Consider the following 15,643-nt stretch of genomic DNA (forward strand, 5'->3'; position numbering starts at 1 on the left):
ATGAAAAGATTATTCGTATTTATATTATCTATTACTGCATTTACAGCATGTAGTCTAGAGGAAAAAAATCAAGAAGAGATATCAGGGGATGGAGTAATCAATAGTATATCTAAAGCTTATAATGTTCTTTCGCAGGCTTATCTAAGTTTACCCGTATCTGGTGAAGAGTTTACAATACTTTCTAACGATCTACAGCCTTCTTACTTAATTAACATGAAGCCTGATACGAAGTTGCTTTACAGTTGGCAAGCTCAAGAGATAAGAAATAACTCAGGACATGTGTGGAGCTCTTATTACAAGGCTTTAGTACACATTAATGCATTATTAGCTACCGAACAGTATATAGTCAACAAAACAGAAGAGTGGGATTATATCAAAGGAAATGCTATGGTGCTAAAAGCCTATATCTATTTCGATTTATTACAACTCTATAGCAAGCGATATGATCCATCAGCATTGGGAATTATAGTAAAAGATAATCTAGTTGTAGAGAATAATAAGCGATTAACACAACAGGAATCTATCACTCTAATTAAAAGTTTACTTGATCAAGGAGTTGATCTGATGAAAAAACACACGCAACAGTATAATTATTTGATGACAAATGCTGCAGCAAAGAATCTAGAAGCACAAGTTTATCTCTTTACAAAAGAGTTTGAGCTAGCAGAGAAAACAGCAAGAGCATTGACTGAAGAGTTTCCAGAATTACCTAATACAGAAACTAGTTATGGAAGTATATGGAATACTGATTTTAGTCAAAATAAAACAAATGTATTCTGGATACGCACTAATCAAAAAAATCCCAATGATTACTTAAGCTATGATCTTACTAAAGGAGATTATTTATATATCAATCATTTAGTGGCTTTTACTAAAGGAGATATACGAGCTAATAAATCTCAATACATTTTTGAAATGTTAGCCTTAAATAATGAAGGTAAAATGGAAAACAGAAGCCTTTTAGGAAAGTATAAAACAGAGTATAAAGACTTTAGCCAAAGGAATATCGTCTTATCTCGTAATACGGAATCTTATTTCATTTTAATAGAGAGTTTAATAGAACAAGGTAAGTTAAGTGAAGCTACTCAATATTTAAATACATTTTTGACTGCTGTTAATTGCCCTCTTATAGAACAAGGACAGTCTAGAAGTTCTTTATACCTGATTATGCAGAGCGAGAAGCAAAAAGAGTTTATTGGAGAAAAGATCAATCTATTTGATCTAAAAAGATGGAATGTAGAGAGTATAAGATACCTCCCTGACTCTAATAATCGACTATCTACTGTAGCCAATACAGATTATAGATGGACTTGGCCTATACCAGATAGCGAACTAAGATATAATCCCAACGCTGTTCAGAATGAAAGATGGGAAACAATTAAATAATTAATACTAAAACATATGAAAAGTAACTTTTTTAAAAAAATGATTGTAAGTGCAAGTGTACTCCTTGCCTCAATGTCTATTATATCTTGTTCTAGTGACGACAATTCTAAAAGTCAATTTACAGGAGAGAATAAGATTGTTTTAATGCCTGTGAGTACTCTGAGTTTACAAGATAATTCTACGGATAAGATTGATGTAAATGTACTCTTAGTTAGTTCTATGAAAGAGAAAGTAGAGCTAGAGTTCAAGTTATCTAGTAATGTCGTGAATGGACAGGTAATTGCCGAAATAGACAATCCTAAAATAGTACTAGAGCCTGGACAAAAAAAGGCTGTCCTAGCCATTAGCAGTAAAACGAGAAGAGCACTTAAAAACAATGCTTATGTAAAACTTGAAATAGCTAAAAACGATAGTCAAATCAAACTAGAGAAATCACTTGAAATAGTAATAACACCGATAGCAGAGCTTCTTGATTTAACACCAGCACAGAAAGAATTAATAGAAGGATATAAGAAGCACGGCCTTGATCTATATACTATGATAGGAGAACTAGAGGTAACAGGGTTAATTGATTTTAAAGGGAATGAGTATTTGACTCCTATCAATTCTCCTGTAAAAATACCTGTGAACGGAAAGACTTTTATTACTTTAAGTGAGAAGGCTACTGCTGACAGACCTATTCTTAAAATGGTAAGTAATGCTATGGGAATAGAGTCATACTGTCATTATCTATTTAGAGAGCTTACTGTTAATGATAAAGAATTCTGGACACAACAGCCAGCTCCTATGGCTATCATGGAACTAATAAATTTGAGTTCCTCTTCTGATGAGAGCTTTTCGATGTCTTTAGATGATATAGAGATAGACTTAAAAACTAAAGAAGTTAAAGTTATTGGGAAAGGAAAAGATACCTATGATAATCCAATCATTATTATTCCTTTTCAATATGAATACACAGCTTGGGACAGACTTCAAAAACTATTAAAAGAAGCTAACCCTATAGCGATAGAAAACTTTGAACAAGGTGGTTCTGTAAATCCTGTTCAATATCTAAACTCAGGATCTATTCTAGAAAAAGATGATCAATATAATAATAATACTTGGTATAAAACAGAAACTAAATTAACGGATGACAAGCTGGCATTTCAGTTTATCATAGACCATTATCAAGCTTCTGGATTTATCAAAGTTAACGTAGAATACAAATTAATTAAATAATAACTATAACACTAAAATTAAATGAAGACAATGACACACTACTCTCGTGAAGTCGCTACTATCTTACTAACATCAACAGTTGTATTAGCTTCTTGTTCTAGCGATGACAATTCAGTAAAAGAACTAGAAACACTACAAATAGTAGATCAAAATGGAAATGCTTTTGCAGATGGAAAGATAGAGTTAACAGAAGGTGAGGTAATTCCTTTTAGAATTATTGATAGTAAAGGAGCTCTTGTACAAGCAGCTAAACTTCAGGTAGTAGAAGGAAAAGATATTGTAACTATAGATAGTGATAATACGATAACTGGAGTAAAAGAAGGGAATGCGGTATTAGCTGCTATAGCAGATAGTAACTATAAAATATCTACTAACTTATCTATCACTGTAAAAGCAAAAACGGAGATAGAATTATCAGATAATTTTGCTAAAGCGATTACTGCTGTTTTAGGGGAGAAAGCACCTAAAGCCGTAAGTGGGAATATATTTAAAAAATCTGATTTAGAAAAAATCGAGATTTTATATATGAACCACGATGAGATGGGTTATAACGGAACTAAGTATGCGCTTAAAAATGAAGATTTGAATACATTAAAGTACTTTACTTCTCTAAGAGTATTAGAAATAAACTACCATACTCTAGCAGAGGATGTAGTACTAGAAGTACCAGCTAGTTTAGAAGACTTGTCTATGGGTAGATATAATAATCAAAGTATTAAAACTATCTCTATCAAGGGGGCTAAAGAATTGAGAATGCTAGATTTATTTAATAATAATGACCTTAAGTCTATTGATTTAAATGGGAGTTTAGTAGGTACATTAAACGTAAATCGTTGTTATGCTATCAAAGAGAATTTATTTGATATCGTTAGTAAGACACAACCAAAAGAACTATATGCTAATGTATTAGGAATGGAAGGTGACTTAACAATGAATGCTAGCCGTTTAGAATTATTAGAAATTCAAGATCACAAGTTTAAAAATGTAAATCTAAATGCTCCTAAACTGGTGCGAATTAATTTAAATTCTGAAGATGTTGTTATACAGGATATTAATTTATCAGGTAGTAAGAGCTTAAATAGAATGTCTGTTGATTATTTAGATATTCAAGGAAAACTAGGCCTTGCCGATAATTCATTAACAGGTTTCCAAGCGAATAGAATAAAAGGATTAAAAGAACTTGACCTTACTGTACAGACTAACTTAGAGACTATTCTAGTAATACCAGCTCCATCACTAGAAGGAAAGTTAACTTTAGACTTAAGATTCTGTTCTAAGCTATTAACGATTACAGATATTTCTGGTTGTAATGTGGAGTTAATAGAGCACGAAGGGAAGAAAGTGTTAGATTATAGCCGTTTAGATAGTTTAGATGACGATTATGGAAAAATTGTACTATCTGATGTATATAACTATGATGATATCGAAGAACTTTGGGTTAATAAAAAATACGAAGGTCAATTAAACAAATACTATGCGATAGGAAGTAATAAAATAACAGTAAAATATATTACACCTGCCAAATAATTTACTTTTAAACCCAGATTATGCAATAGACATATAAACGAAAAGTAATTATACAAAATAGGTCTGAATTAGTGATAAAAGCATACTATAGTATGGCTTTAGAGCTAATGAAAGAACTATGAAGTAGAATTGCTTTGTAGTATTTGGCTAATGCGTAATGTGAGTTGTATATTCAATAAAGAGATAAGGGCTAGCTTGTTAATTAAACAAGTTAGCTCTTTTTTTGTTATCCTATAGCTTATGTACTTCTGATTGGATTTAATTGCAAATAGGTTCTTATTCTTTCTAGATTAAGTCTGTACTTACTCCGTTAAATATGCTATTCTAACGGAGTAAGTACAGACTCATAACGGACTCACTACGGACTCATTCAAAACTAAAGCTGTCTCGTCCTACTATAACTGTACAGCTATAGTTAATAATCCTACTTAATACTGTACAGATTTTTATTAATCCTTTTATTACTGTACAGGTTGTTTTTTTTGTTTATTAGTCTTGTAATAATTCTTCCATCTCTTAGCAAGAACACCTGTCTTTAGATGAGCTTGATTTGGAGTTAACCTATCACAACTATCATGAGGTCTAATTTGGTTATAAGCTTCTATACTATTCTTAATTTTATCAATCGTTTTCTGATAACCTAAACTTGAATAGTTTAAATCAAATTCACCTTTAATTATACCATTTACTCGCTCTGCTATGGCATTATCTCTTGGTTCACCACTTTGTGTTGTACTAATAGATATGTTGTTTTCTATCAGTAATTTAGTATAAACACTGCTGCAGTATTGACATCCTCGATCTGAATGATGAATAAGTTTCTCTGTATAAATCCTGTTCTTTAATACCATTTTCAAGGCTTGTAAGCATCCATTAGTAGTTTGTCTCGTCCTACTATAACTGTACAGCTATAGTTAATAATCCTACTTAATACTGTACAGATTTTTATTAATCCTTTTATTACTGTACAGGTTGTGTTTTTTGTTTATTAGTCTTGTAATAATTCTTTCATCTCTTAGGAAGAACACCTGTCTTGTCTCGTCCTACTATAATTGTAAAGTTTTTAAAAGACTATAAACTTTTAGTCATACAGTGTTGAGAGCCTTTCATCCCTTGATATGTTTTACCTGAATCTTCATAACCCGTTTTTAAGTATAGATTATAAGCGAGAGCGTTCTCATAGTTAACCCCAAAGACTATTTCATTTACAGTAGGATAATATTCTCTTACTAAGTCAGGTAATAGAAGCATAGTAACTTTAGCTATTCCTTTGCCTTGTTGATTAGGTATTATAGATAATGCGCGTAGTAAAATAGAATCTTTATTATCTGTATAAATCAAACGATCATCAGAAAGATCTAATTAAAATAGGCCTACTGGGGTATCATCAGATAAGATACAATATTGAGTACGCATTGTATTCTCCATAATATCAGGATTAGTCAGCATATACTTTGGCACAAGAGCAAACGTAGCTTGTTGCTCGTCTAATTCATAAGAAGTTAGTTCATCAAAGTATTTAGGATCATAAGGTTGTATCGTTATCATATTCTTGTCAATTTAAGCCAAGCAATTTAGAATAATATTTCTTTTTCTATTACATTAATAGTTGTAGTATAATAAAAAGAAGAAATTAAAGGTCTAAAAATATAGTATCTTTGATGTAATAATAAGATTTAGTTATGCATTATCGAGAGATCCTCCCAATATTGCCCTTACGAGATTATGTCCGTTATTTTTGGGTATTAGAGAACTCAAATGATAAGGCAGAAAAACAAACTTTTAAGATACTTCCTGATGGTATACCTACCTTAATCTATCAAGATAGGCCTAATTTATTTTTAGATCAATATCATCAAGTAGCTCCACAGCTCTATGTCTATGGACAGTTTAGTCAGTTTACAGATCAGAGTGTAGAGGGGAGTTTCAGGATAATCGGAGCATATCTAGAACCTACAGCTTTAAAAGCATTATTTAAATTTGATGCTATTGAGTTTAGTAATAAGAATATAGCCTTAGAAGACATTGTCCCTAATACGCTTTTAGAACAACTAGTACACACGGATACTGTTGAGCAGAAGATAGGTTTATTATCTTCCTTTCTACTGGAGCAGATTCAGTATAATAGGTTTGAGAATAAAAAGGTAGATTATATCTCTCTATTATTACAAAAGGGGAGATCATTAAAAGAAATACAAGATGAAATAAATACTTCTGAGAGAACATTAGAACGACTTGTAAAACAACATATAGGGATGTCTCCTAAGTTGTTTTCAAGAATTATACGATTTCAGTCTAGCCTTGATTTGTTAAGGGAGAGTGGGTTTAAGAACTTAACGACACTTTCTTATCAGAGTGATTATTATGATCAATCTCATTATATAAGGGAGTTTAAAGAATTTACAGGGATTAGTCCAAAAGAATTTATAAAATCCTCTGATGAACAGTTGATTAACTTTCCTCTGTTTAAATCACTGAAATAAATACATTAAAAAGATTTGTATTCATTTTAGTATTAGATATGGTATCTTTTAATAATCCATTAAATTCTGTTTAATATCCATTTTATAATTGGTTAAGAATATAGTTCTTTACCTTCATATAATTCCAATTTTTAAAGCTACTTAGAGATATAAATTGAAGTAATTTATAGTGAATATTCACAGCGTCATTTATAAGAATGGCGCCTTATAACTGACCTATAAAGATATACCTATCTTACTTTTGAAAGTTAATTTCTGTTTAAAAAAAAGACTTTTTATATTACCTTTAGGAGAGTTCACTTGGAATAGTTTATTTAAAAGAAAACATGATGAATAAAATAAAACTTAATGATGGAAATCTAATTCCGTCAATCGGATTTGGAACTTACAAAGCAACTAAAACAGAAGGGGTTTTAGCAGTAAAAAATGCTTTAAGTAAAGGGTATCGCTTACTAGATACAGCTGCTATATATCAGAATGAAGAAGAAGTAGGACAAGGTATAAAAGAGAGTGGTGTTTCTAGAGAAGACATCTTTGTGACTACAAAAGTATGGAGAGAAAATATGGGATATGAAGAGACAAAAAAGGCACTTGATATTTCGTTAGAAAAACTAGGTCTTGATTATATCGATCTTTATTTAATTCACTGGCCAGCTAATTATAAAAACTTCGGTGATAATTGGAAAAAAGTGAATGCTGATACTTGGCGTGCTATGGAAGAATTACAAGCTGTAGGTAAAATAAAATCAATAGGAGTAAGTAACTTTTGGGAAGAGCACTTAGAGGCTTTATTAGAAACGGCTAAAGTTATCCCTTCTATTAATCAGTTAGAATTTCATCCAGGGTATTGGCAGCCAGAATTAAAAGCATATTGCGAAAAGAAAAATATTGTCATAGAAGCCTGGTCACCACTAGCTAGAGGTAAAGTGTTTAACAATGAGGTATTAATCAGTATTGCAAAGAAACATAATAAGTCAATCTCTCAGGTATGTTTAAGATGGTGTTTACAACATAATACAATAGCAATACCGAAGTCTAACACGCTAGAAAGAATTATTGATAATATGAATATTTTTGATTTTGAACTAAGTGATCAAGATATGGTTCAAATCAATAATTTACCTAAAATGGGATTCAGTGGTGAAGTGCCTAATGAATGGCCTGACTATGTAGTTTAATATCAAAACGAATCAAGTATTTTAAACAAAGCCTATAAGCACAGAGTGTGTTTATAGGCTTTGTTCGTTCTATATGAAGGGGAAAGGAGTGATTATTTATTAGTTAATAAAAAATAAATCGTATTATAGTACTTTAGAATATAAGTACCTAATCCTTCTTAATATGAACTATAAATTACTAATACCATTATCGTTTTTGTTTATTTCTTCTTCAGGAATGGCATACGATGTATATAAAGACAGGAAAGGGAATCCCTATAATATTCAACAAATATTACAAGAAAAGGGAGTAGATAAATCTTTTAAAGAACTATGTCTGATCATAGATCAATATGCGGAGAGTACTCTTAAGAAAGGCCATATCAACTCATTAGCGATTTCTATTTATAGAGATGGAGAAGTTTATCAACAGTATTATGGAGAATTAGATAAGAAATCAAAACAACGACCTAGTGACAGTACACTTTATGAGATTGCTTCTATCTCTAAAGTTTTTGCAGGTTCTTTAGTAGCTAAAGCTGTCTTAGAGCAAAAGATTACACTAAATGATGATATTAGAATTTATTTAAAAGGAGATTATCCAAATTTACAGTTTGAAGGAACTCCTATTACCATTCAGAATTTAGTAACACATACTTTGGGACTTCAAGATAAAGCTCCTAAAGAGTTAGATAAAATATATAAGAAGACGAGAGAGGGATATTATGAAAATAGACCATTTAGTTATACAATGTCTGATCTATTGGAAGAATTAAAAACGGTCAAATTAGATAAGAAACCAGGTACATTCTACGACTATAACTCAATAGGTCCAGAATTAGTTACTTATATTTTAGAGCAGGTATATCACAAGCCTTATAAAGAGCTATTACAGGAGTTACTAGATGAGCTTAACTTGAAGCAGACTTCTTTAAATGAGTATGATAGGTATAAGAAACAATTAGCCATAAGTTATAACGAAAAAGGGGAAATAGCTCCTTTACTAAGAAATCCTCTATTAGGTGGATCGTATGGTATGATAAGTAGTTTACCTGACTTAACTAAGTTTATGAAGTTTCAGTTAGAAAGCAATCAACCTTTTATAAAGGAAGCCTCTCGATTATTATTTAAAGAAGAAGAAGACGGCGATGATAAAGGGTATTTCTGGGATGTGGGATACGGTCTGAAGGAAGGTGCGTATTATGGAAAGACAGGAACGTCAATAGGGGTACAAAGTGGTATTCTTGTTTGTCCAGATTCACGTTATGGAATGATAATAATGATGAATAATACTTCGGATGCTGCGCAAGATGATTGGTTAGAATTATATAATAAAATAGAAACAGCATTAATTACTTATCCTAAGATAAACCTAGTGTCCCTGCTAGAAAAAGAGTTTAAAAATAACTTTACTGTAGCTTTAGAGAAGTACAGAACGTTAGAAGCAGATAAAGAACATTATCTCTCAGGGTCATTCTATTTAAATAATTTGGGATATAACTTTCTGAATAGAAAAGAGATTGATAAGGTAATAAAAGTATTTGAATTAGCGATTCAGTATGATACTAATAACGATAATTTATACGATAGCTTAGGAGAAGCTTACTTTCTCATGAAGGATTATAAAAAGTCTTTATTGAGTTACCAGAAATCGCTAGAGCTAGATGATACTAATGATAATGCTAAAAATAGTATTAGAGAGATTGAAAGTCTGATTAAGTAAAGTAATTGTATTGCTTTTAGTCATAAATGAGATATCAAAAGTAGGTACCAAAAATAAGGTAGTACCAATGCAAATAAAATCCCCTTCCCAAAAACTTTTATAAGCGGCAAGGAAAGTTTTGTTACTTTACTTTTTATAGCTTTCCAACTTTTAGCTGAGCCTTGTTAAGGAGTAAGATAATCTATACTATTATTTGGTCTAGTAGTATTGTTAGTATTTATTATTTTATATGGTACTATATTTTGGAGTATAATGGAAATACATTACACTTAAAATATTAATGTAAAATGGAATTTTACAGACAAGTTATATTTAAATAAAAAGAGGATGCCTTAGCATCCTCTTCTTTTATTCTTTACCATCTACAAAGTCTTGTAGGTAATTGAATCTATCTGTTAGTTTACCACCTTTAGTAATAGTAGCTCTTGCTAGTATTTTATCTTTATCTCCATTAAAGAAGGCAGGTAATACTTGTTCTACAAATACTTCACCAAATCCTTCACTAGCGTCTTTTGGTAATTCACATGGCAAATTATCAATAGCCATTACTGTTATTGCAGCAGGATGGTCAAATTCTACTTCTGTACCTTTTCCTGGATGATATCCATAGAAGGGCTCAGCTATAGTAGATGCTTTTAATGTAGAAGCTATGGGACCATGATCTACATCACATGAGATATCTCCAATTACTTTAATTTGATTAAAAGGAGAATTTAGCATCTCTTTTGTCAAGATAACAGGAGCTCCTTTTTTAAAGAAGTGCCCAGTCATCAGGATATCTGCTACACGAGTATATCTTTCAAAATCACTAGTGTATAGTTCTGGGTGGTCATAAAAATCTTGTTTGTTTCCTTCTGTCCCATCTATTCTTTTGTAATAGTCTTCAACACCTATCTGTGTATATACAGGTCTATCATATTTTTGGGTTAAGAAGTGATCTTTAGAAACCTTCTTCATTTTCATCCCGTCTAGTATCTCCATAATACCATGTGCTACCTTTCCAGTTCCAGTTACAACTATCTTAATAGGAGGGAAGTACTGTTTTTTTAATCGATAGATCAAATCTTCTTTGTGAAGCAATGTCTCTGCCTTGGCTAATTCGAATAATTCATACTTTAACCCAAAGCCTCTTAGCGTATTGTATGCACCTACTATACCTGCATATCTACCAAAGCCAATAATTCTAGTGTTTTTTCCGTCTACAAATGTCTCGTGATCCATTAATGTAATGTTCTTGTCTAAACAAGCTTGTAACAGCTTGCGATTATGTTCTTGTTTTTTTATTGTGTGCGAAAAAAAGACATAAGTTTTATTTGGTATAAGGTAATCAACAGGAATTTCTTTTACTCCAAGGAGAACATCACAGTCTGTCATATCACTTGATAGTACTAATCCTTCAGAAGCATAGTTTTCATCTTTAAAAACTCTAATATCTGAATGCTCTATCTTAATAGACAGCTCGTTATATTTATCTAAAGCTTTTTTTACTTGCTTAGGACAAAGCACAACTCTCCTATCAGGAGGCGATTTACGCTCCTTAATAATTCCTAATTTCATAATTTGTTTGTTTGTTTTTTGGTTGGTTTTTCAAATATAGAATTATTTCGGACTCACACAACTATTTTGAATCATAATTTTAGAATTATATACAGTTTTTAATAGGTATTCACGAATAAAATACAGTATGTGAATATTCTAAGAGGAAGAAATAGTATTTGTTTGATTTTTTAAAAATAAATTGTAATTTTGCACTTCATTGCTAACTAAGGCAATTATTGGGGTCGATCGGTATTGACAGCGAGTGGAATTAGTTAGTAAGCACGTCGAGCGTTGTTAGATTGCTCGTAAATATCATCTAACGAACTTTTTAAACGGCGAAAATAACTACGCTTTAGCTGCTTAATCTGAATTATAGTAAGATTGCCTTTAGTTTCCACCAGGTGGAAGAGCTGAATTCTCCTAAAGAGCCTTGGTTTATGGCGCTTTGTTAAGGGGAACCGTAAAGTAAACCTAGAGATGTCTATTGTTTCGCTAGCATTTCGAAATCTTAGGAACTAAGCTTTTGGTGGCTGTTTTTTGCCAAGCCAACGGTCGAAAATCTAATAAAAAACTAAGCGTGTAGAAAGCTTCCTGATTGCTTGTTTGGACCCGAGTTCGATTCTCGGCGACTCCACAACTATAGAGCCTTAATAATTTGATTATCAAATTATTAAGGCTTTTTTTTGTGCAAAAAATTAATTTATTTAATTTGTTAAAAAGATGATTTTTTGTCATTAAGAGGAATTTGTTGGCGTTTTAGTACTAAAAATAACATATTATTTAACTTAAATCAACTTTTACGTTAATTCAACAGAAGACAAAATGTCTTGAATATTCCTTAAAAATCGTTTTGCTTTAATTTGCTGCTGTTTAATTAGCTATGTTTGCTTTGTATCTATCTCTTAAGTTGATTACAGTCAATGAGCCTTTTATGGTTTAATCCTATTATCTTATAGTATAGCCAAGTGTAACCTTTTACTACAGTCTTGCTAAAACTTATTACTATAAGAGGTTAATTTGGACTACTTCAAATTTTATAGTTGCTCTAATTCTATTAAGTAACTATTTCCTAAACATTTTCAGGTGTTATTATCTCAATGAGAGTTTGATGAATTAAAGCTATTTCATCATTAAGATTATGGTTGGTGTTTAACGATTTATATTATTAAGATAATGGTAAATATTAGATTTATATATAGGCGTAATTATGAAGAATGTTTTTTAAAAATAAGATTCTTATATAAGGTAGAAAATGAAACCTTTTTTGTCGAGGCCGATTCTAGAGTTAAAGTGGATAAAACGTATTGGGTTAAATATCATATTGCAAGAAACGTTAGTCATCCTATCTATAAAGAAATAAAAAAGGAAGTATCAATGAAGCTTAGAGAATTAAAGAAACTTGTTTTAGAAGAAGCCACTAAGGTTGAATTGTATACAAGACAGTGGCTTGAATCTATTGTTGAAAAATATTATACTCCAAAAACTGAAGTTATACAAGAACGAACGACTAGTGAAGAATTAAAGTGTTGGTTTGATCAATATGTCTATGATAAGGGAAGCGATGTAACAACTGCGACACTAAGCAAGGCAAGGTCAATTAAAAATTTACTTATTCGTTTTGAGAAATCCACTGGAGAGGTTCTAAACGTAAAAGATATTGATATTAAGTTTTCGCTCAAATTTGTTGAATATTGTAAAGAGCAAGGATATGCTCAAAATACAATAGCAAGAAACCTGGTGTTTATAAAAACTATATGCAATCATGCTAGGATTTTTGATATTCCAGTTAGTGGAACATTGGAATTAGTTAGAACAAAAAGAGAGCGTGTAAAAAGTATTTATTTAGAAAAACATGAAATAGAATGGATAGAAGAATTAGAGTTTAGCAATAGAAAATTAGAGAGAGCAAAAGACTGGTTACTTATATCTTATTACACAGGACAGCGTATTTCTGATTTTATGCGTTTTGATAAATCAATGATTCGATATCAGAAAAATAGGAAAGGCGACACTAAGCCTTTACTAGAGTTTATTCAACAAAAGACAGGTAAGCTAATGACAATACCACTAAGCTCAAAAGTAATAGATATACTAGATAGAAGAGTAGGAGAATTTCCTAAAAGTTTAAGTGCGCCATCTTATAATTTATTAATAAAACAGGTTTGTAAAGAAGCAGGTATTAATACGCGCTTAGAAGGGAAATCAAAAGTAAAACAAAAAGATGGCTCTTGGCGAAATCAAAAGGGTATCTTTTATAAATGGGAATTAGTTAGCTCTCATATTGGTAGACGTTCTTTTGCTACCAATAATTATGGAAGTATTCCAACAGTGTTTTTAATGAATATGACAGGTCACGGTTCTGAATCAATGTTTTTAACCTATATAGGTAAAGGCTCTACGGATATAGCAATTCAGTTGTCAGAATATTTTGATTAAGCCTTTTAAATTTTTTATATAATATTTCTTATTTTGCGAACAATTCACCTTAGAAGTGATAGTCTCCCAGCAAATTACTTAATAGCTTATCATCTTAAGTTATTAGGTATAAATGTTTAATCAAATAATATATTATAAATATGTTGGGAGGAAGGCTTTCGATGAATTTTTTTTTAAAAGCACCACGTAGAAATGTAGTAGATGATGACTATAGAGTTATATATCTTCGAATAACAATAGATGGAGTCAGAAAGGAGGTATCTTTAAATAGAAAATGTAGTGTTGGTTTATGGGATCAGAGTATGGGACGTGCTACAGGGAAAAATGATGAAGCTAAAACACTTAATTTTTTTCTTGATAGTTTAGTCTTGAATATTACTAACTACAGATCTGATCTAATAAGTACAGATGTTAGACTTACTCCAAAGATTTTTACTGACTTTATTAGAGGATATGATCTTAGAATTGCTACTGTACTTCAAGAGTTTCAGAATCATAATGATGAAATGTTTAAACTAGTACCTAAAGAGTATGCGATGGGAACATATGAACGTTATGTAACAGCTATGTCTCATATTAAGGAATTTATATTAAATGAATATAATAAACCAGATTTAAACTTTAAAGAGCTAGATTATAATTTTATAGTCAGTTATGAGCAGTATTTAAAAAATGTACGTAACTGTAATAGTAATACTGCAATTAAGTATATCGCTAATTTTAAAAAGATTGTATTTCGAGGATTAGCTAAAGGAATTATATCTAAAGATCCTTTTAAATATTATAAACCAAGAAGAGTAAAACTAAATAAACGACCTCTTACAAATGCAGAACTTCAGACTTTAAAACAAGCTGTATTACCCAAAAAAAGACTAGAGGAAGTTCGAGATATATTTGTATTTCAATGTTATACAGGTTTAGCATATATAGATGTTTATCAATTAAAAAATAGAGATATACATCTAGAGTTAGATAATTCTTTATGGATTAGAATTAATAGACAAAAAACAAAGTCAGTTTTAAGTATTCCTTTACTACCTCAAGCTATTGAAATTCTAAATAAATATAAAACCTCAGTTGATTTTGAAAATAAAATACTTCCAGAGAAAAGTAATCAGAAGATGAATAAGTATTTAAAGGAGATTGCAAGTATATGCGGTATTGGTAATGAGTTAAATACTCATATGGCTAGAAGAACTTTTGCTAGTACAGTTACTTTAGCCAATGGTGTGCCCATTCATATTGTAAAAGAACTATTAGGACATTATTCAGTTAAACAAACAGAAGAATATGCCATTACAGAACAGAAAGCTATAGGAATTGAAATGAAGAAGCTCGAAAGTATAATCTCTACACAAAAAACTAAAGCAAAAAAAATAGCTAAGATTAACAAAGATAAAATGATTAATAAAATCAATGCCTTAGAAAAAAAGATTAAGAGTCTTACAATCTCAGATGATGATATTTCAAAGTATAAGAAAGTAACAAAGCTTGTTAGTAATCTAAAAATAATGATCTCGAACTCTGCATAATTATTAGAGACAAAAAATTATAATAAAAAAAGGGTGTTTTACTATTATTTAATAGTAAAACACCCTTTTACGCACTATTTATTTAGCGAAGTTTCTTGTAGAATTAGTATAATTAAAGTTCATTAAAAAGTATATGTGATTTAATATTCTAATAAAGTTTGCATCATTATTATGAATTATAATTTTTATATCTATCTATACTAGATACATCATGTTTTTTTAGATATGGATTACTTTTAGTTAATAGATGTTGTATATAATCATTTTTAGTTGATTCTATAATGTTTCAATTTATTAGGATTATCTGATTTTGTAGTTACAAGTAGATAGAGATATGTTAAAAAATAAAATTAACATTATTTACACTTTTATGTTTTTTTCCTTATTTCAATGTGGTTTTATTTTAAGGTTTTATTCTATTAAATATATAATGTTTTTTTAATCTATTTTTTTAAGATATTTATGAGGAAAAATATGTGTATATAAAATATTTAATTCATTAAATGCGATTATTCTTAATGTTTTTTGTGTAAAATTCACATACTTTGTAGTGCTATTAAAAAGAGATTTTATGAAAAACGGATTTATATTTTTTAAGACTAGATTTAGTTTGATTTTTATAAATTTAGTTTATTCACTAGC

The 15,643-nt window shown here is 30.4% G+C and carries 12 protein-coding genes and 1 other RNA gene; 9 read left to right on the forward strand and 4 right to left on the reverse strand.

What is annotated here, in order from left to right; all coding sequences use genetic code 11:
* From AABL85_RS14180 to AABL85_RS14190, 3 genes are read left to right on the forward strand one after another with little or no spacing between them, the layout of a single operon-like run.
* Window positions 1-1,386: a RagB/SusD family nutrient uptake outer membrane protein gene (locus tag AABL85_RS14180; protein ID WP_341310553.1), complete on the forward strand. Its 1,386-nt coding sequence runs from the start codon at window positions 1-3 to the stop codon at window positions 1,384-1,386.
* A gap of 15 nt (window positions 1,387-1,401) precedes the next feature.
* The gene (locus tag AABL85_RS14185) at window positions 1,402-2,604 is read left to right on the forward strand and encodes a DUF4929 family protein (protein WP_341310554.1); all 1,203 of its coding nucleotides are present in this window, start codon (window positions 1,402-1,404) and stop codon (window positions 2,602-2,604) included.
* A 21-nt stretch (window positions 2,605-2,625) separates the two neighbouring features.
* The gene (locus AABL85_RS14190) at window positions 2,626-4,131 is read left to right on the forward strand and encodes a hypothetical protein (protein ID WP_341310555.1); all 1,506 of its coding nucleotides are present in this window, start codon (window positions 2,626-2,628) and stop codon (window positions 4,129-4,131) included.
* Window positions 4,132-4,592: 461 nt separating this feature from the next.
* Here AABL85_RS14190 and AABL85_RS14195 read toward each other — a convergent pair whose 3' ends face one another.
* The 3 genes from AABL85_RS14195 to AABL85_RS14205 form a co-directional block, all read right to left on the reverse strand.
* Window positions 4,593-5,039 (reverse strand): transposase, encoded by a 447-nt coding sequence (locus AABL85_RS14195; RefSeq protein WP_425355299.1) that lies wholly within the window; start codon window positions 5,037-5,039, stop codon window positions 4,593-4,595.
* A 163-nt stretch (window positions 5,040-5,202) separates the two neighbouring features.
* Window positions 5,203-5,472 (reverse strand): hypothetical protein, encoded by a 270-nt coding sequence (locus tag AABL85_RS14200; RefSeq protein ID WP_341310557.1) that lies wholly within the window; start codon window positions 5,470-5,472, stop codon window positions 5,203-5,205.
* 21 nt (window positions 5,473-5,493) lie between these two features.
* A complete protein-coding gene (locus AABL85_RS14205; RefSeq protein ID WP_341310558.1) occupies window positions 5,494-5,679 on the reverse strand; it encodes a hypothetical protein in 186 nt (61 codons plus the stop codon).
* A gap of 134 nt (window positions 5,680-5,813) precedes the next feature.
* Here AABL85_RS14205 and AABL85_RS14210 point away from each other — a divergent pair, with 134 nt between their 5' ends.
* The 3 genes from AABL85_RS14210 to AABL85_RS14220 all read left to right on the forward strand — a co-directional run bounded on the left by AABL85_RS14210 (window position 5,814) and on the right by AABL85_RS14220 (window position 9,494).
* Window positions 5,814-6,614, forward strand: coding sequence for a helix-turn-helix domain-containing protein (locus AABL85_RS14210; protein ID WP_341310559.1), 801 nt, complete (start codon window positions 5,814-5,816; stop codon window positions 6,612-6,614).
* A 329-nt stretch (window positions 6,615-6,943) separates the two neighbouring features.
* Window positions 6,944-7,792, forward strand: a complete 849-nt coding sequence (locus tag AABL85_RS14215) for an aldo/keto reductase (RefSeq protein WP_341310565.1) — start codon at window positions 6,944-6,946, stop codon at window positions 7,790-7,792.
* A gap of 163 nt (window positions 7,793-7,955) precedes the next feature.
* Window positions 7,956-9,494 (forward strand): serine hydrolase, encoded by a 1,539-nt coding sequence (locus AABL85_RS14220; RefSeq protein WP_341310560.1) that lies wholly within the window; start codon window positions 7,956-7,958, stop codon window positions 9,492-9,494.
* Window positions 9,495-9,842: 348 nt separating this feature from the next.
* Here AABL85_RS14220 and AABL85_RS14225 read toward each other — a convergent pair whose 3' ends face one another.
* Entirely contained in the window at window positions 9,843-11,051 is a 1,209-nt protein-coding gene (locus tag AABL85_RS14225; protein WP_341310561.1) for an NAD(P)-dependent oxidoreductase, read from the reverse strand.
* A gap of 220 nt (window positions 11,052-11,271) precedes the next feature.
* On the opposite strand from AABL85_RS14225, the gene ssrA reads away from it, so the two are divergent.
* From ssrA to AABL85_RS14240, 3 genes are all read left to right on the forward strand, one after another.
* Window positions 11,272-11,670: a transfer-messenger RNA gene (gene ssrA / locus AABL85_RS14230) on the forward strand.
* 536 nt (window positions 11,671-12,206) lie between these two features.
* Window positions 12,207-13,469: a tyrosine-type recombinase/integrase gene (locus AABL85_RS14235; RefSeq protein WP_341310562.1), complete on the forward strand. Its 1,263-nt coding sequence runs from the start codon at window positions 12,207-12,209 to the stop codon at window positions 13,467-13,469.
* Window positions 13,470-13,630: 161 nt separating this feature from the next.
* Entirely contained in the window at window positions 13,631-15,001 is a 1,371-nt protein-coding gene (locus AABL85_RS14240; protein WP_341310563.1) for a site-specific integrase, read from the forward strand.
* Window positions 15,002-15,643 lie beyond the last annotated feature (642 nt).

Source organism: Myroides odoratimimus, assembly GCF_038039805.1.
In the GTDB taxonomy this organism is placed as follows: domain Bacteria; phylum Bacteroidota; class Bacteroidia; order Flavobacteriales; family Flavobacteriaceae; genus Flavobacterium; species Flavobacterium odoratimimum_B.

Coding starts and splice junctions, on each gene's coding strand:
- AABL85_RS14180 (WP_341310553.1), top strand. CDS start 1: ATGAAAAGATTATTCGTATTTATATTATCTATTACTGCATTTACAGCA.
- AABL85_RS14185 (WP_341310554.1), top strand. CDS start 1,402: ATGAAAAGTAACTTTTTTAAAAAAATGATTGTAAGTGCAAGTGTACTC.
- AABL85_RS14190 (WP_341310555.1), top strand. CDS start 2,626: ATGAAGACAATGACACACTACTCTCGTGAAGTCGCTACTATCTTACTA.
- AABL85_RS14205 (WP_341310558.1), bottom strand. CDS start 5,679: ATGATAACGATACAACCTTATGATCCTAAATACTTTGATGAACTAACT.
- AABL85_RS14210 (WP_341310559.1), top strand. CDS start 5,814: ATGCATTATCGAGAGATCCTCCCAATATTGCCCTTACGAGATTATGTC.
- AABL85_RS14215 (WP_341310565.1), top strand. CDS start 6,944: ATGAATAAAATAAAACTTAATGATGGAAATCTAATTCCGTCAATCGGA.
- AABL85_RS14220 (WP_341310560.1), top strand. CDS start 7,956: ATGAACTATAAATTACTAATACCATTATCGTTTTTGTTTATTTCTTCT.
- AABL85_RS14225 (WP_341310561.1), bottom strand. CDS start 11,051: ATGAAATTAGGAATTATTAAGGAGCGTAAATCGCCTCCTGATAGGAGA.
- AABL85_RS14235 (WP_341310562.1), top strand. CDS start 12,207: ATGGTAAATATTAGATTTATATATAGGCGTAATTATGAAGAATGTTTT.
- AABL85_RS14240 (WP_341310563.1), top strand. CDS start 13,631: ATGAATTTTTTTTTAAAAGCACCACGTAGAAATGTAGTAGATGATGAC.